This is a genomic window from Streptomyces sp. B93 (assembly GCF_018070565.1).
Taxonomy (GTDB): Bacteria; Actinomycetota; Actinomycetes; order Streptomycetales; family Streptomycetaceae; genus Streptomyces.
In genome coordinates this window covers 1-1,177 of record NZ_JAGPXL010000114.1, presented here as the reverse complement: position 1 = coordinate 1,177, position 1,177 = coordinate 1, and the positions used below count along the sequence as shown (strand labels likewise).

Genomic DNA, 1,177 nt, shown 5'->3' with positions numbered 1-1,177 from the left:
CCCGTCTGGCGGCGGCGTTGACGCCGGAGGTGGACGCGGTGCTGGCCCGCTACCCGTTGCGGGACCTGGTGACCGTCTCGGAGGAGATGCCGCTGCTGGTGGAACGGGAACGTGCCCTGTACGGCGCCTGGTACGAGTTCTTCCCCCGCTCCGAGGGCACCCCCGAACAGCCCCACGGCACCTTCCGCACCGCCGCCCGCCGCCTGCCCGCGATCGCCGCGATGGGCTTCGACGTCGTCTACCTGCCCCCCGTCCACCCCATCGGCACCACCCACCGCAAGGGCCGCAACAACACCCTCTCCCCCGGCCCCGACGACGTCGGCGTCCCCTGGGCCATCGGCTCCCCCGAAGGCGGCCACGACACCGTCCACCCCCAGCTCGGCACCCTGGAGGACTTCACCTGGTTCGTCCGGGAAGCCGCCGGGCACGGCCTGGAGGTGGCGCTGGACTTCGCGCTGCAGTGCTCACCCGACCACCCCTGGGTCCACAAACACCCCGAGTGGTTCCACCACCGCCCCGACGGCACCATCGCCCACGCCGAGAACCCCCCGAAGAAGTACCAGGACATCTACCCCATCGCCTTCGACGCCGACATGGACGGCCTGGTCACCGAAACCCTGCGGGTACTGCGCTTCTGGATGGACCACGGCGTGCGCATCTTCCGCGTCGACAACCCCCACACCAAACCGGTGGTGTTCTGGGAACGCGTGATCGCCGACATCAACCGCACCGACCCCGACGTGATCTTCCTGGCCGAGGCGTTCACCCGGCCGGCGATGATGCACACCCTCGCGCAAGTCGGCTTCCAGCAGTCCTACACCTACTTCACCTGGCGCAACACCAAACAGGAACTCACCGAGTACCTGACCGAGCTGTCCGGGGACGCCGCCGCCTACATGCGGCCCAACCTCTTCACCAACACCCCCGACATCCTGCACGCCTACCTCCAGCACGGCCACCGTCCCGCCTTCGAGGCCCGCGCCGTCCTCGCCGCCACCCTCTCCCCCACCTGGGGGATCTACTCCGGCTACGAACTCTGCGAGAACACCCCCCTCAAAGAGGGCAGCGAGGAATACCTCGACTCCGAGAAGTACCAGCTCAAACCACGCGACTGGGACACGGCCGAACACGAGGGCCGCACCATCACCCCCCTCATCACCCGCCTCAACACCATCCG

1 pseudogene is annotated in these 1,177 nt (G+C 68.6%); it reads left to right on the top strand.

The features are described from left to right. Positions 1 to 1,177: pseudogene (locus tag KBY47_RS36150) on the top strand (alpha-1,4-glucan--maltose-1-phosphate maltosyltransferase); the annotation flags it as partial.